20 protein-coding genes are annotated in these 22792 nt (G+C 68.4%); 13 read left to right on the top strand and 7 right to left on the bottom strand.

The window, feature by feature from the left end; all coding sequences use genetic code 11:
* Nucleotides 1–11 precede the first annotated feature (11 nt).
* The 7 genes from rapZ (at nucleotide 12) to RM1_RS14070 (ending at nucleotide 6608) form a co-directional block, all read left to right on the top strand.
* Nucleotides 12–878, top strand: coding sequence for an RNase adapter RapZ (gene rapZ / locus RM1_RS14100; RefSeq protein WP_051636941.1), 867 nt, complete (start codon nucleotides 12–14; stop codon nucleotides 876–878).
* A complete protein-coding gene (locus RM1_RS14095) occupies nucleotides 875–1891 on the top strand; it encodes a gluconeogenesis factor YvcK family protein (protein WP_072752068.1) in 1017 nt (338 codons plus the stop codon). The genes rapZ and RM1_RS14095 overlap by 4 nt, the downstream gene beginning before the upstream one ends.
* Nucleotides 1882–2865 carry a DNA-binding protein WhiA gene (gene whiA / locus RM1_RS14090; protein WP_027499697.1) on the top strand — a complete coding sequence of 328 codons (984 nt, stop codon included), beginning with the start codon at nucleotides 1882–1884 and terminating at the stop codon, nucleotides 2863–2865. Before RM1_RS14095 ends, whiA begins: the two co-directional genes overlap by 10 nt.
* 142 nt (nucleotides 2866–3007) lie before the next feature.
* Entirely contained in the window at nucleotides 3008–4027 is a 1020-nt protein-coding gene (gap, locus tag RM1_RS14085; RefSeq protein WP_027499698.1) for a type I glyceraldehyde-3-phosphate dehydrogenase, read from the top strand.
* Between the two features lie 5 nt (nucleotides 4028–4032).
* Nucleotides 4033–5244 (top strand): phosphoglycerate kinase, encoded by a 1212-nt coding sequence (locus RM1_RS14080; RefSeq protein WP_072752066.1) that lies wholly within the window; start codon nucleotides 4033–4035, stop codon nucleotides 5242–5244.
* Nucleotides 5245–5247: 3 nt separating this feature from the next.
* Nucleotides 5248–6033: a triose-phosphate isomerase gene (gene tpiA, locus RM1_RS14075; RefSeq protein ID WP_072752064.1), complete on the top strand. Its 786-nt coding sequence runs from the start codon at nucleotides 5248–5250 to the stop codon at nucleotides 6031–6033.
* 125 nt (nucleotides 6034–6158) lie between these two features.
* Complete coding sequence (locus tag RM1_RS14070; RefSeq protein WP_245816333.1) at nucleotides 6159–6608, top strand: nitroreductase family deazaflavin-dependent oxidoreductase; 450 nt, start codon at nucleotides 6159–6161, stop codon at nucleotides 6606–6608.
* A gap of 69 nt (nucleotides 6609–6677) precedes the next feature.
* On the opposite strand, the gene RM1_RS14065 is transcribed toward RM1_RS14070, so the two are convergent.
* Nucleotides 6678–7562: a tyrosine-protein phosphatase gene (locus RM1_RS14065; RefSeq protein ID WP_245816331.1), complete on the bottom strand. Its 885-nt coding sequence runs from the start codon at nucleotides 7560–7562 to the stop codon at nucleotides 6678–6680.
* A gap of 251 nt (nucleotides 7563–7813) precedes the next feature.
* Here RM1_RS14065 and secG point away from each other — a divergent pair, with 251 nt between their 5' ends.
* The 5 genes from secG (at nucleotide 7814) to RM1_RS14045 (ending at nucleotide 14070) form a co-directional block, all read left to right on the top strand.
* A complete protein-coding gene (gene secG, locus RM1_RS14060) occupies nucleotides 7814–8047 on the top strand; it encodes a preprotein translocase subunit SecG (protein WP_027499703.1) in 234 nt (77 codons plus the stop codon).
* A 64-nt stretch (nucleotides 8048–8111) separates the two neighbouring features.
* The gene (ppc, locus tag RM1_RS14055; protein WP_072752060.1) at nucleotides 8112–10928 is read left to right on the top strand and encodes a phosphoenolpyruvate carboxylase; all 2817 of its coding nucleotides are present in this window, start codon (nucleotides 8112–8114) and stop codon (nucleotides 10926–10928) included.
* A gap of 15 nt (nucleotides 10929–10943) precedes the next feature.
* Nucleotides 10944–11588, top strand: coding sequence for an isochorismatase family protein (locus tag RM1_RS14050; protein ID WP_143069443.1), 645 nt, complete (start codon nucleotides 10944–10946; stop codon nucleotides 11586–11588).
* A gap of 219 nt (nucleotides 11589–11807) precedes the next feature.
* Complete coding sequence (locus RM1_RS26155) at nucleotides 11808–12251, top strand: hypothetical protein (protein ID WP_143069442.1); 444 nt, start codon at nucleotides 11808–11810, stop codon at nucleotides 12249–12251.
* A gap of 976 nt (nucleotides 12252–13227) precedes the next feature.
* Complete coding sequence (locus RM1_RS14045) at nucleotides 13228–14070, top strand: alpha/beta hydrolase (protein WP_245816329.1); 843 nt, start codon at nucleotides 13228–13230, stop codon at nucleotides 14068–14070.
* 33 nt (nucleotides 14071–14103) lie between these two features.
* Here the strand turns inward: RM1_RS14045 and RM1_RS14040 are convergent, their stop codons facing one another.
* From RM1_RS14040 to tkt, 6 genes are all read right to left on the bottom strand, one after another.
* Nucleotides 14104–14541, bottom strand: a complete 438-nt coding sequence (locus RM1_RS14040; protein WP_169922322.1) for an Lrp/AsnC family transcriptional regulator — start codon at nucleotides 14539–14541, stop codon at nucleotides 14104–14106.
* A gap of 341 nt (nucleotides 14542–14882) precedes the next feature.
* A complete protein-coding gene (gene pgl / locus RM1_RS14035; protein ID WP_072752052.1) occupies nucleotides 14883–15632 on the bottom strand; it encodes a 6-phosphogluconolactonase in 750 nt (249 codons plus the stop codon).
* Nucleotides 15625–16533 carry a glucose-6-phosphate dehydrogenase assembly protein OpcA gene (opcA, locus tag RM1_RS14030; protein ID WP_343286931.1) on the bottom strand — a complete coding sequence of 303 codons (909 nt, stop codon included), beginning with the start codon at nucleotides 16531–16533 and terminating at the stop codon, nucleotides 15625–15627. The genes pgl and opcA overlap by 8 nt, the downstream gene beginning before the upstream one ends.
* Nucleotides 16530–18134, bottom strand: a complete 1605-nt coding sequence (gene zwf / locus RM1_RS14025) for a glucose-6-phosphate dehydrogenase (RefSeq protein ID WP_245816327.1) — start codon at nucleotides 18132–18134, stop codon at nucleotides 16530–16532. Before zwf ends, opcA begins: the two co-directional genes overlap by 4 nt.
* Nucleotides 18079–19212 carry a transaldolase gene (gene tal / locus RM1_RS14020; RefSeq protein ID WP_072752109.1) on the bottom strand — a complete coding sequence of 378 codons (1134 nt, stop codon included), beginning with the start codon at nucleotides 19210–19212 and terminating at the stop codon, nucleotides 18079–18081. The genes zwf and tal overlap by 56 nt, the downstream gene beginning before the upstream one ends.
* A gap of 5 nt (nucleotides 19213–19217) precedes the next feature.
* A complete protein-coding gene (gene tkt / locus RM1_RS14015) occupies nucleotides 19218–21320 on the bottom strand; it encodes a transketolase (protein ID WP_027499723.1) in 2103 nt (700 codons plus the stop codon).
* Nucleotides 21321–21583: 263 nt separating this feature from the next.
* On the opposite strand from tkt, the gene RM1_RS14010 reads away from it, so the two are divergent.
* Nucleotides 21584–22567, top strand: coding sequence for a heme o synthase (locus RM1_RS14010; RefSeq protein ID WP_072752047.1), 984 nt, complete (start codon nucleotides 21584–21586; stop codon nucleotides 22565–22567).
* Nucleotides 22568–22792 lie beyond the last annotated feature (225 nt).

Raw genomic sequence — 22792 nt, 5'->3', positions numbered from 1 at the left:
GGGAGTCGGACATGGAGGTGGCGCTGGTCACGGGCCTGTCCGGCGCCGGCATGAGTACCGCGGCGAACGTTCTCGAGGACCTCGGCTGGTACGTCGCGGACAACCTGCCGCCCGAACTGATCTCCCGGATGGTCGACCTGGGTCTCGAACCCGGCTCGCGGATCCCCAAGCTCGCCGTCGTCATCGATGTCCGGAGTCGCCGCTTCACCGGCGATCTCGTCTCGGTCATCAAGGAGGTGGAGTCGAAGGCGACGCGGACGCGGGTGCTGTTCCTCGAGGCGACCGACCAGGTGCTGGTGCGCCGGTTCGAACAGGTCCGTCGCAGCCACCCGCTGCAGCAGGACGGTGTCGACGGCACCCTGATCGAGGGGATCGAGGCCGAACGGGTGCAGCTGGCACCGGTCAAGGCCGACGCGGATCTGGTCATCGACACCTCGTCGCTGTCGGTGCACGAACTGCGCCAGAAGATCGAGTCCGCGTTCGGTGGCGAGACGACCGGCGCGATCGCGATCACGGTCCAGTCCTTCGGCTTCAAGTACGGGCTGCCGATGGACGCCGACCTCGTGTGCGACGTGCGATTCCTGCCGAACCCGCACTGGATCCCGGAGCTGCGCGAGCACACCGGGCGGGACGCGGCGGTGAGCGACTACGTCCTCTCCCAGGAGGGGGCAAGGGACTACCTGGACACCTACCGGCATTTGTTGGAGTTGACGACCAACGGATACCGTCGGGAAGGCAAGCGTTACATGACAATTGCGGTGGGGTGCACCGGCGGGAAGCATCGGAGTGTGGCAATGACTGAGGCCCTTGCGGGCATGTTGGAGCGTGAGCAGGGTGTGACCGTCAAGGTCGTGCACCGGGACCTGGGGCGCGAATGACGTCCGGCTCCCTCGCCGCTGCTCCCGCCGACCCCACGATCGTTGCCCTCGGCGGCGGTCACGGTCTCTACGCCACGCTCGGCGCCGCCAGGCGGGTGAGTTCCGACGTCACCGCGGTCGTGACAGTCGCCGATGACGGCGGCTCGTCGGGTCGGCTCCGGTCCGAACTCGGCGTGATCCCTCCGGGCGACCTGCGCATGGCGCTGGCGGCGTTGGCGGCGGACACCCCCGAGGTGCGGACCTGGACGGCCACACTGCAACACCGCTTCGGCGGCACCGGCGCGCTCGCGGGTCACTCGGTCGGCAACCTGATCCTCGCCGGTCTCAGCGAGGTGATGGGCGGCACCGTCGCCGCCCTCGACGAGATGGGGCGGATGCTCGGCATCCAGGGTCGCGTGCTGCCGATGTCCCCGATCGCGCTCGACATCGAGGCCGATGTGGTCGGCCTGGAGAGCGATCCTCGCGTCAGTCGATGCATCCGCGGGCAGGTGGCCGTCGCCACCACGCCCGGGAAGGTGCGGCGCGTGCGGTTGTTGCCGCCGGATCCGCCCGCCTGCCCCGAATCGATCGCCGCCATCGAGCGGGCCGACCTGGTGCTGCTCGGTCCCGGTTCCTGGTTCTCCAGCGTCATTCCGCATGTGCTGGTGCCGGAGCTGGTGCACGCTCTGATGGAGACCGGCGCGCGGAAGACTCTGATCCTCAACCTGGTTGCCGAGCCGGGCGAGACGACGGGGTTCTCCGCGGAGCGGCATCTGCACGTACTGTCCCAGCATGCGCCGGAGCTGACGGTCGACGACATCGTGGTCGACTCGGCGTCGGTGCCGGAGGGCAGTGAACGCGACTATCTACACCGGGCCGCCCAGCTCCTCGGGGCAGAAGTGACCTACGCCGACGTTGCGGACAACGGCGGTGCGACACACCACGCGGGCAAGCTCGCCGCGGTCCTCGACCGCCTCGCGGTGCCGAAGGAACGCCAGACAACCCCCGGAAGGGAGACCACTTCGTGGCAATGACAGCGGAGGTCAAGGACGAGCTGAGCCGGCTTGCGGTGACCCAGGTCTCCGCCCGCAAGGCCGAGGTCTCGTCCCTGCTTCGATTCGCGGGCGGGCTGCACATCGTCGGTGGGCGCGTGGTGGTCGAGGCGGAGGTGGATCTCGGCAACACCGCCCGTCGGCTCCGCCGGGAGATCTTCGACCTGTACGGCTACGCCTCGGACGTGCACGTGCTCGGTGCGGGCGGGCTGCGCAAGAGCTCCCGCTACATCGTGCGGGTGGCCAAGGAGGGCGAGGCCCTCGCGCGCCAGACGGGTCTGCTCGACCTGCGTGGCCGTCCGGTGCGCGGGCTGCCCGCCCAGGTCGTCGGCGGCAGCGTCGTCGACTCGGAGGCGGCGTGGCGCGGTGCCTTCCTCGCGCACGGTTCGTTGACCGAGCCCGGGCGCTCCTCGGCGCTGGAGATCAGCTGCCCCGGCCCGGAGGCGGCCCTCGCCCTTGTCGGCGCGGCCCGCAGGCTCGGTGTCGCGGCCAAGGCCAGGGAGGTGCGCGGCACGGATCGCGTCGTGGTGCGCGACGGCGAGGCGATCGGCGCGCTGCTCACCCGGATGGGCGCCCAGGACACGAGGCTGACCTGGGAGGAGCGCCGGATGCGCCGCGAGGTCCGGGCCACGGCGAACAGGCTGGCGAACTTCGACGACGCGAACCTCCGCCGGTCGGCGCGGGCCGCGGTCGCGGCGGCGGCTCGGGTGGAGCGGGCGCTGGAGATCCTCGGCGACGACGTGCCCGATCATCTCGCGGCAGCGGGCAGCCTGCGGGTGCAGCACCGGCAGGCCTCGCTCGAGGAACTCGGCCAGCTGGCCGACCCGCCGATGACGAAGGACGCGGTCGCGGGCCGGATCCGTCGCCTGCTCTCGATGGCGGACCGCAAGGCGAAGGACACCGGGATCCCGGACACGGAGTCCGCGGTGACCGCCGACCTGCTGGATGAGGCATAGCGAACCTGGTGTATCGAGGTTCACCTCGGGCCCAGTGGGTGATCCATCCCACTGGGCCACCTGACTTTGCGTCCCGCGCGGAGCACTAGTGTGGGACACACATCTGATCTATGAACACTGAGAATGGTCAAAGGAGCGAATTGTGACTGTCCGGGTAGGCGTGAACGGCTTCGGTCGTATCGGACGTAACTTCTTCAGGGCGGTCGATGCGCAGAAGGCGCTCGGCACCACCGACATCGAGATCGTGGCGGTCAACGACCTGACCGACAACGCGACCCTCGCCCACCTGCTCAAGTACGACTCGATCCTCGGTCGTCTGCCGTACGACGTCTCCCTCGACGGCGAGGACACCATCGTCGTCGGCGATCAGCGGATCAAGGCGCTCGCGCACCGCGGCCCGCTCGACGAGCTGCCCTGGGGCGACCTGGGCGTCGACGTGGTCGTCGAGTCGACCGGCATCTTCACCGATGCGGCCAAGGCCAAGGGTCACCTCGAGGCCGGCGCCAAGAAGGTCATCATCTCCGCGCCCGCCAAGGGCGAGGACATCACCATCGTGATGGGCGTCAACGACGACAAGTACGACGGCAGCCAGAACATCATCTCCAACGCCTCGTGCACCACCAACTGCCTCGGCCCGATCGCCAAGGTCCTCGATGACGAGTTCGGCATCGTCAAGGGTCTGATGACGACGATCCACGCCTACACCCAGGACCAGAACCTGCAGGACGCCCCGCACAGCGACCTGCGTCGCGCCCGCGCGGCCGCCCTGAACATCGTTCCCACCGGCACCGGTGCGGCCAAGGCCATCGGCCTGGTCCTCCCGCAGCTGCTCGGCAAGCTCGACGGCTACGCGCTGCGGGTTCCGATCCCCACCGGCTCGGTCACCGACCTCACCGCGAACCTGCGCAAGTCGGCCACCGCCGACGAGATCAACGCCGCGATGAAGGCCGCCGCCGAGGGCCCCCTCAAGGGCATCCTCAAGTACACCGATGCGCCGATCGTGTCCTCGGACATCGTCACCGACCCGCACTCGTCGATCTTCGACTCGGGCCTGACCAAGGTGATCGACGACCAGGTCAAGATCGTCTCCTGGTACGACAACGAGTGGGGCTACTCCAACCGTCTGGCGGACCTCATCGGTCTCGTCGCGAAGTCCCTCTGATCCACGTGGCTGTACAGACACTGAAGGATCTGCTGGACGCCGGGGTCGCGGGCCGCACCGTGCTGGTGCGCTCGGACCTCAACGTCCCGCTGGACAACGGCACGATCACCGATCCCGGCCGCATCATCGCGTCCGCGCCGACCATCCGCACGCTGGCCGAGGCAGGCGCCAAGGTCATCGTGATGGCGCACCTGGGTCGCCCCAAGGGCGAGCCCGACGCTGCGCTGTCGCTGGCCCCGGTCGCGGCCCGGCTCGGCGAGGAGCTCGGACGCAACGTGCAGCTCGCAGGCGATGTCGTCGGGCAGGACGCGCTGGCCCGTTCCGAGGGACTCACCGACGGTGATGTGCTCCTGCTGGAGAACATCCGCTTCGATCCCCGCGAGACCAGCAAGGACGACGCCGAGCGGGAATCGCTCGCCAAGGCGCTCGTGGAGCTGGTCGACGGCGACGGCGCGTTCGTCTCCGACGGATTCGGTGTGGTGCACCGCAAGCAGGCGTCGGTCTACGACGTCGCGAAGCTGCTGCCGCACTACGCGGGCAACCTGGTCGCCACCGAGGTCGAGGTACTCCAGAAGCTGACCGAGGACTCCGAGCGGCCGTACGCGGTTGTGCTCGGCGGCTCGAAGGTCTCCGACAAGCTGGCCGTGATCGAGGCGCTGGCCACCAAGGCCGACACCCTGGTCATCGGCGGCGGCATGTTCTACACCTTCCTCGCCGCGCAGGGGGTGTCCGTCGGTAACTCGCTGTGCGAGGAGTCGATGATCGACACCTGCAAGTCGCTGCTCGAGCGGTACGCCGACGTCATCCACATCCCGCAGGACGTGGTGATCGCCGACTCGTTCTCCGCCGACGCGGAGGCGAAGACGGTGTCGGTGCTCGAGATCCCGGACGGCTGGATGGGCCTGGACATCGGACCGGAGTCGGTGGAGCGCTTCGCGGCGATCCTGTCCGGCGCCAAGACGGTGTTCTGGAACGGGCCGATGGGCGTGTTCGAGTTCGAGAAGTTCTCGGCGGGCACCAAGGGTGTCGCCGAGGCGATCATCGGGGCCACCGGCAAGGGCGCGTTCAGCGTCGTCGGCGGCGGCGATTCCGCGGCCGCGGTGCGGCTGCTCGGCCTGCCCGAGGACGGCTTCTCGCACATCTCGACCGGCGGCGGCGCCTCCCTGGAGTACCTCGAGGGCAAGGCCCTTCCCGGCATCGAAGCGCTGGAGGGCTGAGCGATGGCACGTAAGCCGCTCATCGCGGGCAACTGGAAGATGAACCTCAACCACTTCGAGGCCATCGCCCTGGTGCAGAAGATCGCGTTCTCGCTGCCCGCGAAGTACTTCGACAAGGTCGACGTGACGGTGATCCCGCCGTTCACCGACATCCGCAGCGTGCAGACGCTGGTCGAGGGCGACAAGCTCCTGCTCACCTACGGTGCGCAGGATGTCTCCGCCCACGATTCCGGCGCCTACACCGGCGAGATCAGCGGCGCCATGCTGGCGAAGCTGGGCTGCACCTTCGCGGTGGTCGGCCACTCGGAGCGTCGCACCCTGCACGGGGAGTCGAACGAGACGGTGCTCGCCAAGACCAAGGCGGCGCTGAAGAACGAGCTGACCCCCATCGTGTGCATCGGTGAGGGCCTGGAGATCCGCGAGGCAGGCAACCAGGTGGAGTACAACCTGGAGCAGCTGCGTGGCTCCCTGGCCGGGCTGTCCGCGGACGAGATCTCCAAGGTCGTCGTCGCGTACGAGCCGGTATGGGCCATCGGCACCGGCCGGGTGGCGACTCCGGCGGACGCGCAGGAGGTCTGCAAGGCGGTCCGTGGGGAGCTCGCGACGCTGGCGTCGGCCGAGGTCGCGGCGGGCGTTCGCGTCCTCTACGGCGGCTCGGTGAACGCGAAGAACGTCGGCGAGATCGTCGGCCAGCCGGACGTGGACGGTGCGCTCGTCGGCGGCGCCTCGCTCAAGGCGGACGAGTTCGCGACGCTCTCGGCGATCGCGGCGGGCGGTCCGCTGCCCTGATCGGGGCGGCACTGACCTGCTGAACAAACAAACGCCGGTGGGCGCGTGGTCTTCGGACCCGCGCCCACCGGCGTTTTTGTGTGTCACGGAGTAACGTGTACTGCAGTCGATCAGAGGAGTGTCCGGTGAAGTTCGAGGAGATCCCCGCGGTGAAGAAGATCGGGGTCCAGGCGTTGAAGGCGCATCAGTGGGTCTACGAGCGCACGAACGGCCGGATCGGCCACCGGATCCTCGGGGTGCCCTGCCTGTTGCTCGACACCGTCGGCGCGAAGACCGGGCAGGCGCGGGTCAACAGCCTCACCTATGTGCGCGACGGCCTGGACTACGTGGTGGTGGCCTCCAACGGCGGCGCGCCCCGATCGCCGGGCTGGTACTTCAACCTGCGGGCACGTCCGGACGCCTCGATCCGGGTCGGCACGACCACCGTGCCGGTCACCGCCAGGCTGATCGGGCCGGACGACGCGGACTACGCGCGGTTGTTCGCCGCCGCCGATGCGAACAACGGCGGGCGCTACAGCGGCTACCAGCGGCACACCGAACGGCCGATCCCGCTGGTCGTGCTGGCGCCGCGGTAGAAACGCAGAAATGCCGGTGGGCGCGTGGCTTCGGGCCGCGCGCCCACCGGCATTTTCGGCGGGGTCACATCAGCGGAGCAGCTTGGCCTTCAGCTTGCCGAGGGTGGCCTGATCCAGGCCGAGGCCGTCGGTCAGGTACTTGTCGACGGTGCCGTAGTCGGCCTTGAGCTTGTCCAGGCCGGCCTGCAGGTAGCTGGCCTCGACGCCGAGCAGCGGCTCGAACAGCAGGGCCACCTGCTCGCCCTGGGTGGAGGCGATGTAGGCGCGGGTCTTGGCGGCCCACTCCTTGTTGTATTCGTTGGTGAGCAGGTAGTCGCTCATGATGGTCTCGTTGCTGGCGCCGGCGATGCTCTGTAGCAGCATCGAGGTCCAGCCGGTGCGGTCCTTGCCTGCGGTGCAGTGGTAGACCGCCGGGCCCTTGGTGTTCGCCAGACCGGTGAGCAGCTGCGCGAAGCCCGCCTTCTCGGCCGCGCCGGTGACGAACGCCTGGTTCATCTCCTGCATCATCCGGCGAGCGTCGTCGGGGGACTTGATCTTCCCGACCATGTCGTTGATGTTGCCCGACAGGATCGGGATGCGGACGTACTCCGCGCCCGCCGGGACGATGTCGGCCTTGTCGTGGACCTCCTGGTCGCTACGCAGGTCGTAGACGGCGGCAAGCTTGAGCCCGGCGAGGGTGGCGACGTCGTCGCCCTTCGGCACGATGGCATCCGCGCGATAGAAGACGCCCTTGTTCAGGTTCTTCCCGTGCGCGCCCGCGTAGCCGGCGCCGGTGCCCGCGACATCGCGGAAGTTCGGAATGCTTGCCATCCGCGGAGCGTCCGGCGCGGTCTTGCCTGCGCCGACGCTACCGAGGCCGGAGTTGAGCTGTTCGGCGAGGGCCGGGGGGACGACCGGGTCGGCCTGTGCGAGGCCGGCGCCGCTGAAACCGGCGAGCAGCACTCCGCTCGTCACCAGCAGAGATCCCGCGATCCTGGAACCGTGTCGAGACATGAAGAACCTTCCGATCGGATATTGAGGTCTGTCGGGACGCGAAGGTAGTCACGCGGGCGCTCCGCTGTCTCGAACGAAGGCCGTTTCTCCCGCTCAGCGGTCACAATTCTGTTGGGCGGCTCACAATCCGGTCCGATACGAGGCCGCGGCGCGCCAAACGGTAGGATTGGGCGACTTGTGGCCGTATCCGTCAGCGAAGGCGTGGAGATTACATGGAACTGTTCCTGGACATCCTGCTGGTGATCACCAGCCTGCTGCTGATCCTGCTGGTGCTGCTGCACCGCGGCAAGGGTGGCGGCCTGTCCAGCTTGTTCGGCGGCGGCGTGCAGTCCAGCCTGTCCGGTTCCACCGTCGTGGAGAAGAACCTCGACCGGCTCACCGTGTTCACGGCCGTGATCTGGCTGATCGCGATCCTCGGCATCGGTCTGCAGATCAAGTACAGCTGACGATTCCACCGGATCTGGAGGTCGTGATCCTGCCGGGACGGGGCTGAGCACCGATACTGGTTCCATGAACCCGTTGCCCGTGCACGAGGGTCCGCGTCCCGACCACCCGGCCGAGCCTCCCCGGGAGGCGACGGAACCGCTGCGCGAGGACATCCGGCTGCTCGGCGGGATCCTCGGCGAGATCATCCGCGAGCAGGCGGGCGACGAGGTCTTCGAACTGGTCGAGCGCGCTCGGGTGGAGTCGTTCCGGGTGCGCCGATCGGAGATCGATCGCGCCGAGCTGGCCGACCTGTTCTCGACGGTCGACGTCGGCGTCGCGATCCCGGTCATCCGCGCCTTCAGTCACTTCGCCCTGCTGGCGAACCTCGCGGAGGACCTGCACCGCGAGCGGCGTCGGGCCGTCCACGTTCGGGCGGGCGAGCCGCCGCAGGACAGCAGTCTCGCCGCGACCTATCGGAAACTCGATGCGGCGCAACTCGATCCGGCGACCGTGTCCCGTGAGCTCGAGGGCGCATCGGTGGTGCCGGTGATCACCGCGCACCCGACCGAGACCCGGCGCCGGACCGTGTTCGAGGCACAGCATCGGATCACCGAGCTGATGCGGTTCCGCGAGCGCACGGAGCTGGACCCGGGAGAGCTGGCTGGGGTGGACCGCGACCTGCACCGGCAGATCCTCACCCTCTGGCAGACCGCCCTGATCCGGCTCTCGCGGTTGCGGATCCAGGACGAGATCGAGGTGGGCCTGCGGTATTACGACGCGGCCCTGTTCGAGGTGGTGCCGAGGATCAACGCCCGGCTGCGCGCGGAGCTCCGGCGCCGCTGGCCCGAGGCAAATCTGCTCGCCGAGCCGATGCTCACCATGGGGTCCTGGATCGGCGGCGACCGCGACGGGAACCCCTTCGTGACGGCGGAGGTCGTGCGCCGGGCGACCAGTCGGGCCGCGGCGACCGCGCTGGAGCATCATCTCGGTCAGCTCGAACTACTCGAGCGGGAACTGTCCATGTCGGACCGGCTCGTCGACGCCTCGGCGCCGCTGCGGGCCCTCGCGGACGCGTCGGGAGACGACTCGCCGTTCCGGTCGGATGAGTCGTACCGGCGCGCGCTGCGCGGGATCCGCGGGCGGCTGACGGCGACCGCGGTCCGCATCCTCGGCGGGGCCGAGGTCGCGCTGTCGCGGTCCGCCCTCCATCAGGCGGGCCTTGAGCCGTTCGGCACGGCGGCGGAACTGCTCGCCGACCTCGATGTCGTCGATGCGTCGCTGCGCGGGCACGGGGACGAACTGCTGGCCGAGGATCGGCTCGCGACGATGCGTGAGTCGGTGCAGGCGTTCGGATTTCACCTGGCCGGGCTGGACATGAGGCAGAACTCGGAGGTGCACGAGCAGGTCATCGCGGAGCTGTTCGCCTGGGCCGGTGTGCATCCGGACTACCGGTCGCTGTCCGAGCAGGAGCGTGTCGCCCTGTTGACGGCGGAGCTCGGGCTGCGGCGGCCGCTGGTGGGGCCGGGGGCCCGGTTCGGCGAGCTGACCACGTCCGAGCTGGCGATCCTGGCCGCAGGGGCGGAGGCCGTGCGGAGCATCGGCGCGGGCGCGATCCCGAACTACATCATCAGCATGTGCACCTCGGTCAGTGACATGCTGGAGGCGGCGGTGCTGCTCAAGGAAGTCGGCCTGCTCGATCCGGGGGCGAACGGGTCCGCGCCGTCGTGTCCGGTCGGGATCGTCCCGCTGTTCGAGACCATCGAGGACCTGCAGGGCGGCGCGACCACGCTGACCGCGGTGCTGGACGTGCCGGTCTACCGTGCGCTGCTGACCGCCCGCGGCGGGCGGCAGGAGGTGATGCTGGGGTACTCGGACTCCAACAAGGACGGCGGTTACCTCGCGGCGAACTGGGCGCTGTACCGGGCGGAGCTGGACCTGGTGGAGGCGGCCAGGGCGGCGGGGATTCGGCTGCGGCTCTTCCACGGTCGTGGTGGCACCGTCGGCCGCGGAGGGGGACCGAGCTACGAGGCGATCCTGGCGCAGCCGCCCGGCGCGGTGGCGGGTTCGCTCCGGATCACCGAGCAGGGCGAGGTGATCGCGGCGAAGTACGCCGAACCCCTTCTGGCGCACCGCAATCTGGAGACCCTGCTCGCCGCGACCCTCGAGTCCACCCTGCTGGACGTGGAGGGGCTCGGCGCCGACGCGGAGCCGGCGTACGCGGTGCTCGACGAGCTGGCCGCTGCGGCCCGGATCGCCTACGGCGACCTGGTGCACGACACGCCTGGGTTCGTGGAGTACTTCACCACCTCCACGCCGGTCGCCGAGATCGGCGCGCTCAACATCGGCAGTCGACCGGCCTCGCGCAAGGCCACCAAGTCGATCGCCGACCTGCGCGCGATCCCGTGGGTGCTGTCCTGGAGCCAGTCCCGGGTGATGCTGCCGGGCTGGTACGGCACGGGCACGGCGTTCGAGGAGTGGGTCGGCGGCGATCCGGCGCGCCTGGCAAGGCTCACGGAGCTGTACGAGCGGTGGCCGTTCTTCCGTACCGTGCTCTCGAACATGGCGATGGTGATGTCGAAGTCGGACATGGGTCTGGCGGCGCGGTATGCGGAGCTGGTTCCCGATGTCGCGTTGCGGGAGAGGGTGTTCGGCAAGATCACCGCCGAGCACGCGCGGACGATCGCGATATACAAGGCGATCACCGGCAACGACGACCTGCTCGCCGACAACCCGGGCCTGAGAAGGTCGGTGCACAACCGGTTCCCGTACCTCGAGCCGCTCAACCACCTGCAGGTGGAGCTGTTGCGGCGGTACCGATCCGGCGACGACAGCGACCTGGTGCGTCGGGGCATCCAGCTGACGATGAACGGACTGGCCACGGCGCTGCGCAACAGCGGGTAGCCCATCGGAGTTCGGGTGAGGGAGGGGGGCGGTCCGTCGGTGGCGACATTCGACATGGCGGTCGAGGATTATGACGCGCGCGATCTGATCGCGATGTCCGGAGGCCCGGGCTGGACGGTGGAGGTCGAGCGGTCGGCATTGCTCGTGCACGACCTCCAGCCCTACTACGTGGACGTGCTGGCGCATGGGGTTCGCTCGAGGGTGGTCGCCGAGACCTCGCGGCTGGTGGACTGGGCAGTCGGTCGGGGAGTCCCTGTGATCGGGAGCGCACCCCGTGCGGCTTCGGATCCGGCGCAGCGAGGCCTGCTCGGGGAGCTGTGGGGGATGGGCCCGACCGAGCGCCAATCTGCTGAGACGGCGATCGATTCGCTCGAATCCGGGGTGACGTGGGTGAAGAAGCGCAGTTACAGCGCCTTTTTCGCGACCGACCTCGCCGAGGAGCTGCGCCGCACCGGACGTGACCAGTTGGTCGTCGCGGGTGTCTTCGCGTCGGCGGGCATCCTCGCGACGACCTTCGACGCGTTCGCGCGAGACGTGCAGTGCTTCGTCACCGTCGAGGCGACTGCCGACCACACGAAGGACAGGCATGCGACAGCGCTCGGACTCGTTGCGGAGCTCACCGGAAGGGTGGTGTCGGTCGCGGAGATCGTCGCGAGGTGAGGTGCCGACTGCCGAAACGAATCCGGCCGATCCGCTGGTGCTACGGAACAGATTCGGAATCTGTCATAAACGAGAACACGTTTCTATTCGTCCGTCGTACCGTGTCTGAGCACCACGAAGGGTCCCAACTGGTTGAGGGCATATCTAAATTCTCGGGAAATCTAGTGGGCTTGTGGGGTCGCCATCCGGTGGCTCCATGGACTTCGCAAAGGACTGAGTATGAGAAAGAGTGGATTCGGCTTCGCAATTGCCGCATCGGCCTCCGCTGTCGCGCTTCTCGGAACGGGAATCGCGAACGCAGCACCTGACCCGGTGGCTGGTGCATACCAATTGTGCGGGACGGCCTACAGTGGCGCCGCGCTCGTCGACACACACCCGCCGTCGGGGACCCCGTCCGGCGCTGTTCCGAGGTCGGGCGTGACGGTCACAGGCACCCTCGTCGGAGGCACCTCCACTACCTATACCGCGACCACAAACGCAAGTGGCCAGTACTGCCTGACCGGGAATGCGTCGATGGTTTCGACAATTCTCGGGGGCGGCTACGTGACGATCTCTGCGCCGGGTGCCGTGGCGGCCTCGCATCCCGCCGGAATATTCACCGCTGACTTCATCGGTCATCAGACCGGCCCGACCAGCGCCACCGGATTCAACCTCGTCTTCTGAAAGGCGCAACAGAGCTCCCGCGGAATTCCTGAAACGCATGCCGTCGCGGGAATCGGCGGAGGATTGGGCTGAGGTTCGATGCGGAAACCATTAATGCTCGGCGGATGATCGCATCACGTCAAAGCTCGGATCAATCAGGGCATCCCCGTTCTTGTGGGGATGACTCGAACAAGCAATTCACATTTGTCGCCGCCGATTCGTGTGGCCGACAACAGGCCATCTCAAAGGAGTGAAAATGGGTTCGATCAACGACCTGCTCATCGGGGTACTCCCGATCACCGGATCGGCATTCGCAGGCGACCACCTGTTCGAGACCTTCATCGGGTCGATGGAGGGGTTCTTCGAATAGGTGACCGGAGGCGGTGTGCGTCAACCCGAGCTCCGCCGGACCGGCTGAATCAACCTGTCAACAGTCTCACGCCACACAGAACAAGAGGAGTCACAAATGGGATCGATCACGGACGCTATCGCGGGCAGCGTGGGCTTCGGCGCGCCACTCGGCACCTTGGTGGTCAACGCATTGGTAACGCTCAGCGGCGGCACACCCACGGGGTGACGATGGCTCTGGACCAGTGATAGACGCGGTCGTGGCCCCACTCCGAGCGGGGGCCACGATCGCGTCGGCATGTGAGCCTTGGCCTGAGGATCGACCGGCCATGAAAGCGAGAGGAAGACAATGAGTTGTGTACACGGACAACATCACTCAGCGCTCACGTCCCGTCGGCGGCCACTCGTCGGGTTACGGTCCGGTCGACGACCCGCACGTAGCCTGACCGTTGATCGCGAAGATCTGAGTCGGATGTCAAGGCTCCGACCTTGGTGCGCGGTCACCGCGATGGCCTGGGCTGTCGTCCTGGTGTCCGTGCTGGTCGAACCGGCACCTGCTGGGGCAGGTGAGGCGGTGCCTCCGCGGGTACCGGTTTCGGCCGACGCGACACCTTCCATCGAAGCGGAGACCCCACTGTCCGCTCGTCTGGTGCTGCTGCAGGTCGCGAGCCCGGCCATGGAGCGTCAGGTACCGGTGAAGGTTCTCCTGCCGGCGGACAACTCCCGGCCGCGCGGCACGTTCTATCTACTGGACGGCAATTCCGGCCGGGTCGACGACAACAACTGGCTCGGACCGGGCAAGGGCGACGCCCAATCGTTCTTCGCCGACAAGAACATCAACGTGGTGTTCCCGATAGGCGGCACCGGCACGATGTACACCGACTGGCAGCAGGATCATCCGAAGTTCGGGCGGGTGAAGTGGGAGACGTTCCTCACCAAGGAACTACCACCCCTGATCGACGCGCGATTCCAAACCAACGGGCGCAACGCGATCGGCGGGATCTCGATGGGAGCAGAGGCCGCGGTGATGCTGGCGGAACGCACGCCGAACCTCTATGACGCGGTTGCCGGGTACAGCGGTTGCTATACGACGAGCGGTGACCTCGGGGAGGCCTTTACCAATCTGGTGGTGATCAACGGAAACGCCGACCCGCGGCAGATGTGGGGTCCGGTGGGTGGCGCGGACTGGCGGTCGCACGATGTCTTTGCCGGAGCCCCACAGCTCCGCGGCACGTCGGTGTACCTGGCGTCGGGTTCGGGGCTTCCCGGTCCCCACGAAACGGCCGACACGCCTGATCTCCCGCGAGTGGTGGCAGTCGGAGGCCTTCTCGAGTTCGGCTCCGATCTGTGCACCGATCAGCTCACCGCGCGGCTGCAAGCCGAGGGCGTGAACGTGACGCGCAGCGCGACAACGCTGGGAGTTCACGACTGGCCCTACTGGCGAGACGAACTCACACGGTCCTGGCCGACGCTGGAGCCAGCCCTGCGCTAACTCCTCCGCGTCAGGACTCGCTGCCGAACGCCGTCAATGGACCTTCGTGATCACACCGACCTGGGTGTTGACGCGCAGGGAGGCCCGGACCTCGAGCAGGAAATCGCCGAGCGCGGTCGTTGTGGTGGCCCGGACGAGTGCGAGATAGTCAGCGGTGCCGGAGAGGGAGTAGAGCGACTCGATCTCCCGGTACTTGACCAGCCGTTCGGCCAGGCCGGCGTGGTCGGCGGGGTCGGCCGGGCTGATCGCGACAAATGCCGAGATGTGGCAACCGAGCGCCCCGTGGTCGACCGCGGCGTGATAGCCCTCGATCACACCGAGGGATTCGAGCCGGTGCACCCGGGCGTGAACTGCCGAGGTCGAGAGCAGCACCTTCGTCGCAAGGTCACTGAGCTTGGTCCTGGCGTTGGCGACGAGCTCGTTGACCAGCAGACGATCGATGTCGTCGAGTCGTGCTGAGGAGGTCGTCACCGTTCGGAACCTACCGACCAACCCCATTCCGGGTGGTCGATTGGGGAAATCGGACAATGAGTGGGGAACGACCTGCTCCCGGTTCGACCTCACGGTGGAACCGATCGCACCGACGCCGCGTCAAACTCCCCAACGGCCGCAACAGGCCGAGGAGGGAGTCCGCGATGACCGACTGTGCAGGCGCGGCAGCGTGGCGCGGGGGGATCGACAAGCGGTCGAGGCCGCGACCCGCGATCCGGTCCGGCTGCAGGCCCATCGGGCCCCGCGAGGGGTGGGGAGTCCCCGAGATACATCCGGTCCGCCCTCCCTTGGTGGAGGACGAACCGGATGAGGGCTGAGCGTCAGCTCGCGGGCAGGTTCGCCGCAGCGGCCTTGTCGAGCATCCAGATGGTCGACTCGGAACCGACGGCACCTGCGGCCGGGATGTCAACGGGCCTCGCACCGGTCAGCGCGGCGGACACGGCCTCGGCCTTGTCCGCGCCCGCGACCAGCAGCCACACGCGCTTGGCCCGCCGCACGCCCGGCAGCGTCAGGGTCACCCGCTGCGCGGGCGGCTTGGGGGAGTCGGTGACCCCCACGACGAACCGCTTGCCCTCGCGGACGGCGTCGGTGTCCGGGAACAGCGAATTGACGTGGCCCTCGCCGCCCATGCCGAGCAGGTGGACGTCGAACTCGGGGATCGAGTTCGACCCGGCGTGCGCGCTGAGCAGGTGGCTGTAGGCGACGGCCGCGGCATCGGGGTCACCCGCGTACAGCCCGTCGCCGTACGGCATCGGGTGCAGGCGGGCAGGAGTCACCGGTACATGGTCGAGCAGCGCCTCGTGCGCCTGCACCTCGTTGCGGTCCGGATGGCCCCGGGGCAGGAATCGCTCGTCGCCCCAGTAGAAGTCGACCTTGGACCAGTCGACGGCGCCGGGGTTCTCCCGAACCTTGCGCAGCAGCCCGATACCGTTCCCGCCGCCGGTGAGCACCACCGCGGCCTCGCCGCGTTCGGCCTGGGCGGCGACGATCACGTCGACGAACTGGGCGGCAGCGGCCGTCACCAGTTCTTCGGAATCGCCGTAGGTCTGCACGCTCACGTTGTCACTCATAGTTCACCTTCGTCAGCCCGGCGAGCGCCGCGTGGTAGATCTCGTCCGGGTCGAGGCGGCGCAGCTCCTCGGCCAGGCAGTCACGGGTTTCACGACGAGCAAGCGAGACAAGGGAATCCGGTGCGCCCAGTCGGCTCAGGGTCGCGGTCTTACCGGTCTGCGGCCTGCTGAGGGTCACCGACCCGCTCTCGCGCTCCAGCACGACCGTCAGCGGGCCGGCCACCCGTCGGACCGGTCCGTCGATGCGACTGGCCAGCCACCCGGCGATCATGTCGACGGCGGGTTCCTCCGCGAGGCCGGACACCGTCGCCGAGACGATCCGCTCGTACGGCGGCTGATCGAGCGCGGAGGTGAGCAGCGCCCGCCAGTATGTGATGCGACTCCATGCGAGGTCGGTGTCGCCCGCGGTGTACGACTGCAGCCGGGACTTGATGGTGGCCAGCGGGTCCGGCGCCCCGGTCGCATCGGTGATGCGGCGGATCGCCAACCGCCCCACCGGATCCTGCGCGGGGAAGGGCGGACTCTTGTCGGGCCACCACGCCACCACCGGGGTGTCGGGGAGCAGGAACGGCACGACCACGCTGCTCTCGTGGTCGGCCAGCTCGCCGTGGAGCCGCAGTACCACGACCTCCGACGCGCCCGCGTCGCCGCCGACCCGGATCTGGGCGTCGAGCCGGGTCTCGCCGGAGCGGTCGCCGCGCGCGACCACGATCACCCGACACGGGTGCTCGCGGCTCGCCTCGTTGGCTGCGTCGATCACGTCCTCGGCGTTCTCGCTGTCGAGGGTGCAGACGACCAGGGTCAGCACCCGGCCGAGGGTCACCGCACCGCCGGTCTCGCGGACCTCGACGAGCTTCTTGTTGATCTTCTCGGTGGTCGTCGAGGGGATGTCGATGATCACGGCCTTCTCCATTCACGTCCGGTGCGACGGAGCATCTCCTGCGCCGACTCCGGACCCCAGGTGCCGGCCTCGTACGGTTCGGGCTTGCCGGACTCGGCCCAGTGCTCGAGCACCGGGTCGAGGATCTTCCAGGACAGCTCGACCTCGGCGTTGACGGGGAACAGCGACGGTTCGCCGAGCAGCACGTCGAGGATCAGGCGCTCGTAGGCCTCGGGGGAGGACTCGGTGAACGCCTGGCCGTAGCTGAAGTCCATGTTGACGTCGCGGACCTCCATGGAGGACCCGGGCACCTTGGAGCCGAACCGCATCGTGACGCCCTCGTCCGGCTGCACCCGGATCACCAGTGCGTTCTGGCCGAGTTCCTCGGTCATGGTCTTGTCGAACGGCAGGTGTGGTGCTCGCTTGAACACCACGGCGATCTCGGTGACCCTGCGGCCCAACCGCTTTCCGGTGCGGAGGTAGAACGGGACGCCCGCCCACCTGCGGGTGTCCACCTCGAGGGTGATCGCGGCGAAGGTCTCGGTGGTGGAGTCCTTCGAGAAGCCCTCCTCGTCGAGCAGTCCGACCACCTGCTGGCCGCCCTGCCACCCACCCGCGTACTGACCGCGCGCGGTGGTCTCGTCGAGGGGCTCCGCGAGCCTGGTCGCGGAGAGCACCTTGATCTTCTCGGATTGCAGCTCCGAGGGCTCGAAGCTGACCGGCTCCTCCATGGCGGTGAAGGCGAGTAGCTGCAGCAGGTGGTTCTGGATGACGTCGCGCGCGGCACCGATGCCGTCGTAGTAGCCGGCCCGGCCGCCGAGCCCGATGTCCTCGGCCATGGTGATCTGCACGTGGTCGACGTAGTGCGCGTTCCAGATCGGGTCGAACAGCTGGTTCGCGAACCGCAGCGCCAGGATGTTCTGCACCGTCTCCTTGCCGAGGTAGTGGTCGATGCGGAACACCGAGTCCTCGGGGAAGACCGTGTTGACGACCGCGTTGAGCTCCTTGGCGCTCTCCAGGTCGTGCCCGAACGGCTTCTCGATGACCACCCGCCGCCACTGGTCCTCCACCGGCTGCGCCAGCCCGGACTTGGACAGCTGCTCGCACACGGTGGGGAACGCGGCGGGCGGGATCGCGAGGTAGAACGCGTGGTTGCCGCCGGTGCCGCGTTCCTCGTCGAGCTCTTTGAGGGTCTTGGTCAGCTCGATGAACGCCGCGTCGTCGTCGAAACTGCCCTGCACGAACCGGATTCCCTCGGCGAGCCGCTCCCATATCTCCTCACGGAACGGAGTGCGGGAGTGCTGCTTGACCGCGTCGTGGACGACCTTGCCGAAATCCTCGGCCGCCCAGTCCCGGCGGGCGAACCCGACCAGGGCGAAGCCGGGCGGCAGCAGGCCCCGGTTCGCCAGGTCGTACACGGCCGGCATCAGCTTCTTGCGTGCGAGATCGCCGGTGACCCCGAAGATCACCAGTGCGCACGGGCCCGCGATACGCGGTAGTCGTTTGTCCCTCTCGTCCCGGAGTGGGTTGTCCCACCGCGGCGCGGAGCCCGTGCCCGGCACCGGCTCAGCCCTTGTCGGACGCGGCCGCGAGCTCCCCGGAAATGGCTTCGAGAAGCTCATTCCAGGAGACCTCGAACTTGTCGACTCCTTCGGTTTCCAGCTTCTCGAAGACCTCGGGAAGCGAGACGCCGGCCGCGGCGAGCGCATCGAAGACCTGCTGCGAGGCGGTGGCGGTGCCGGTGATGGTGTCGCCGGTGATGACGCCGTGATCGGCTACCGCCTCCATCGTCTTCTCCGGCATGGTGTTCACCGTGTTCGGTGCGACCAACTCCGTCACGTAGAGCGTGTCGGAGTAATCGGGGTTCTTCACGCCGGTCGAGGCCCACAGCGGACGCTGCACGCGGGCACCCGCGGCAGCCAGCGCCGCGTAGGTGCTGCCGCCCTCGAAGACCTCCTGGTACGCGGCGTAGGCGAGGCGCGCGTTCGCGAGCCCGGCCTTGCCGCGCAGGGCCAGCGCCTCCTCGGTGCCGATGGCCTCGAGGCGGGCGTCGATCTCCGAGTCCACGCGGGAGACGAAGAACGAGGCGACGGAGTGGATCTGGGAGAGGTCGTGGCCCGCTGCCTTCGCGGCCTCGAGGCCGGCCAGGTACGCGTCCATCACCGCCCGGTGCCGCTCCACCGAGAAGATCAGCGTGACGTTGACGCTGATGCCCTCCGCGATCACCCGGGTGATCGCGGGCAGCCCGGCCAGGGTGGCCGGGATCTTGATGAGCAGGTTCGGGCGGTCGACGATCTTCCACAGCTCGATCGCCTGCGCGACGGTCGCGTCCGTCTCGTGGGCCAGTCGCGGATCGACCTCGATGGAGACGCGGCCGTCCACCCCGGCGCTGGCCTCGAACTGCGGGGCCAGCACGTCGCAGGCGTCGCGGACGTCGTCGGTGGTCAGGGCGCGGACCGTGTCATCCACGTTGGCGCCCCGGCCCGCGAGCTCCTTGAGCTGGATCGTGTACTCGTGACCCTTGGTGATGGCGCCCTGGAAGATCGTCGGGTTGGTGGTGACACCGACGACACTCTTCTCCCGGACCAGCGCCGCGAGGTTGCCGGACTCGAGGCGGCCGCGGGACAGGTCGTCGAGCCACACCGACACCCCGGCCTTCGACAGCGCGGCGAGGTTGGCGTTCTGTACTGATTCGCTCATCGAGGTCATCCCTTCACTCGGTCGAGGGTGCGGCGAGCCGCGGCGGTGATGGCCTCGGCCGTGAATCCGAACTCGCGGAACAGGGTCTTGTGGTCGGCGGACGCACCGAAGTGCTCGATGGAGACGGCCTCACCGGCGTCGCCGATGATCCGGTACCACGGCATCGCGATGCCGGCCTCGACCGAGACGCGGGCGCGGACCGCAGGCGGCAGCACCGAGTCGCGGTACTCCTGGTCCTGCTCCTGGAACCAGTCCAGGCAGGGGACCGAGACGACCCGGGTGCCGATGCCCTCGGCCTCGAGTGCCTCCCTGGCCTCGACGGCCAGGTACAGCTCGGAGCCGCTGGCCAGCAGGATGACCTCCGGGGTACCGGTGGAGGCCTCCGCCAGGACGTACGCGCCGCGGGCGACGCCGTCGACGGATCCGGCCTTGGTGCCCTCGAGCACCGGGATGTCCTGGCGGGTCAGGGCGAGCGCGGTCGGCCCGGTCTTGTTCTCCAGGGCCGTCTTCCATGCGTGCGCGGTCTCGTTGGCGTCACCGGGACGGATCACCGCGAGGTTCGGGATCGCGCGCAGCGCGGCGAGGTGCTCGATCGGCTGATGGGTCGGGCCGTCCTCGCCGAGGCCGATGGAATCGTGCGTCCAGACGTAGATCGCGGGCGTCTTCATCAGCGCGGCCAGTCGGACGGCCGGACGCATGTAGTCGCTGAACACCATGAAGGTTCCGCCGTACGGGCGGGTCGGGCCGTGCAGCGCGATGCCGTTGAGGATCGAGCCCATCGCGTGCTCACGGATGCCGAAGTGCAGGGTGCGGCCGTAGGGCTGCGCGGTCCAGTCCTTCGTCGAGATCGACGCCGGACCGAAGGAATCCGAGCCGTCGATGGTGGTGTTGTTGCTGCCCGCGAGGTCGGCGGAACCGCCCCACAGCTCGGGCAGGATCGGGCCGAGCGCGTTGAGCACCTTGGCCGAGGCCTTGCGGGTGGCGGCGCCCTTGGCGTCGGGCTCCCAGGTCGGCAGGATGTCGGTCCAGCCCGCGGGGAACTCGCCCGCGTGCAGGCGGTCGAAGAGCGCCTTGCGCTCGGGCTCGCGACCGGCCCACGCCGCGAACTCGGCCTCCCAGGCCGCACGCGCGGCGGCGCCGCGGACCGCGACCTCGCGGGCGTGCGCCAGCGCGGCCGGATCGACCTCGAACGACTTCTCGGGATCGAAGCCGAGCGCGACCTTGACGCCCGCGACCTCGTCCGCACCGAGCGCCGCGCCGTGCACGTCGCCGGTGTTCATCTTGGTCGGGGCCGGGTAACCGATGATGGTGCGCAGCACGATGATCGACGGCTTGTCGGTCACGGCCTGCGCGGCGGCGACGGCGTCGAGCATCGCGGAGACGTTCTCGCCGCCCTCAACGCGCTGCACGTGCCAGCCGTACGCCTCGTAGCGCTTGGCGACGTCCTCGCCGAACGCGATGGCGGTGTCGTGCTCGATGGAGATCTCGTTGTCGTCGTAGAAGACGATGAGGTTGCCGAGCTGCTGGACGCCCGCGAGCGAGGAGGCCTCGGAGGTGACGCCCTCCTGCAGGTCACCGTCGGAGGCGATGACGTAGATGTTGTGGTCGAACGGGCTGGCGCCCGCGGCGGTGTCCGGGTCGAACAGGCCGCGCTCGCGGCGTGCCGCCATCGCCATGCCGACGGCCGAGGCCAGGCCCTGGCCGAGCGGGCCGGTGGTCATCTCGACACCGACCGTGTGGCCGTACTCGGGGTGGCCGGGGGTCAGCGAACCCCAGGTGCGCAGCGCCTCGATGTCGGACAGCTCGAGGCCGTAGCCCGACAAGTAGAGCTGCAGGTACAGGGTGAGGCTGCTGTGGCCACAGGACAGTACGAACCGGTCGCGGCCGACCCACTCGGCGTCCGACGGATCATGCCGCATCACGCGCTGGAACAGCGTGTACGCGAGCGGCGCGAGGCTCATCGCGGTGCCGGGGTGGCCGTTCCCCACCTTCTGCACGGCGTCGGCGGCGAGGACACGGGCGGTGTCCACGGCCTTGGTGTCTAGCTCCGTCCAGTCGGTGGGGTGCACCGGCTGGGTGAGGACGCGGATCTCGTCTGTGATCGACACGAGCAGAAGTCTCCTGACAGTGGGGTACGGCGACGCGGTAACGCCAAGGGTAGTTCCGCGACAACACTAGTGCTCGGGCGCATCCCGGTCGATTGGACGACGGGTCGTGTCGAGACCGGCCGGTCTGTGCTGGAACCGGCTAAGTGCGACCTGCGGTTCGGATCTGTTCGCCGTGCCGTCTACCATCTTGTGTAGTAGTGCGAAGTCAGGCGCGCAGCGGTGCGCGACAGGATCAGGTGGTCACTCGCGTGTCGCAAGGAGAAATGGTGCGGATTGTGGAGCATGGCGGACACGGTCTCGCTGGTGGCTCCGAGCCCACCCAGGTGAACAGGCCCGACACCCTCATGGGTCGGGCGATCGGGAAGGTTCTCGCCTATCTCGCCCTGACCAAGCCGCGGGTGATCGAGCTGCTGCTCGTCGCGACGATCCCGGCGATGCTGCTCGCGGATCGCGGCAACGTCGATTTCCCGCTCATCCTGAGCACGCTGTTCGGCGGCTGGATGGGTGCGGCCAGCGCCAACACGCTCAACTGCGTGGTCGACGCGGACATCGACAAGATGATGAAGCGCACCGCCCGCAGGCCGCTGGCCCGCCTCGCGGTGCCGACCTCGCACGCGCTCGTCTTCGGGCTGCTCCTCGGCGCCGGCTCCTTCGCGTGGCTGTGGTGGGCGACGAATCTGCTGGCGGCCGTGCTGATCGTGCTGACCATCGCGTTCTACGTGCTCGTGTACACGATGGTGCTCAAGCGTCGGACCTGGCAGAACGTGATCTGGGGCGGTGCAGCCGGCTGCATGCCGGTCATGGTCGGGTGGGCCGCGGTCACGGGCTCGATCAGCTGGGAGCCGATCGTGCTGTTCCTGGTCATCTTCTTCTGGACGCCGCCGCACACCTGGGCGCTCGCGATGCGCTACAAGGAGGACTACAAGGCGGCGGGCGTGCCGATGCTCCCGGTCATCGCGACCGAGGAACGCGTCACCAAGCAGATCCTCGTCTACACCTGGCTGACCGTGCTGACCACGCTGGCACTCGTGCCCGCGGCCGGTGTCGTCTACGCCGCCATCGCCCTGGTCGCAGGCGCCTGGTTCCTGCTGATGGCGCACCAGCTGTACGCGGGCGTGCGCCGCGGCGAGCCGGTGAAGCCGCTGCGCCTGTTCCTGCAGTCGAACAACTACCTCGCCGTGGTGTTCTGCGGGCTCGCGGTGGACTCGGTGCTCGGCATGAACACGATCGGCTCCTTCTTCAGCTGATCTCGGGGCGCTCGCGTCGTCCCTATCGCCCCCCTTTCCCGAGTCCCGTTGACTCGGCGAATTGGCATGCCTCCCGTTGCGGCAGTTGTCGACGTTGGTCCGACGCCTGGGCTATTCGATCCACGGCCACATGAGGGCCGATCGGGTTCGGCGGCCCCGACGAGCAGGCCGTTCCGCCGAAGGTAGAACCCCCACAGTTCCTCGGCCCACGAGGTCACCGTCGCG

Source organism: Rhodococcus maanshanensis NBRC 100610 (genome assembly GCF_001894865.1).
Classification (GTDB): Bacteria; Actinomycetota; Actinomycetes; order Mycobacteriales; family Mycobacteriaceae; genus Rhodococcus_G; species Rhodococcus_G maanshanensis.
This window is presented reverse-complemented; position numbering and strand designations above follow the sequence as displayed.